The organism is Shewanella sp. AS16 (assembly GCF_021412365.1).
Taxonomy (GTDB): domain Bacteria; phylum Pseudomonadota; class Gammaproteobacteria; order Enterobacterales; family Shewanellaceae; genus Shewanella; species Shewanella salipaludis.
Genome location: NZ_JAKCLK010000125.1, coordinates 1 through 324, shown reverse-complemented (window position 1 = coordinate 324; position 324 = coordinate 1). Strand labels below are relative to the sequence as shown.

Annotated in this window: 1 pseudogene; it reads left to right on the top strand. The window is 51.5% G+C overall.

The window, feature by feature from the left end:
* A pseudogene (locus LZP73_RS19640) lies at positions 1 to 324 on the top strand (ATP-dependent helicase); the annotation flags it as partial.

Genomic DNA, 324 nt, shown 5'->3' with positions numbered 1-324 from the left:
TTTTCGACTGGGCAAAGGCTGGATTTATCAGTTCCATTATCACGGCATGGTACGCGGCGATGAGAAAGCCCTTTTCCGTGACTGCATTTATGAGCTGCCGCTGCGTTATATGATTAAACACGGCTATCTGACGCCGCCAGAACGGCTGGATATGCCAGTCGTGCAATACGATTTCAGCCGCTTGCAGGCACAGAGTAACGGACTGTTCAGCGAAGCCGATCTCAACCGCGAGCTGAAAAAACAGCAACGCATTACGCCACACATCATCAGCCAAATCATGGAGTTTGCTGCAACGCGCAAAGGGGTGATGATTTTCGCCGCGAC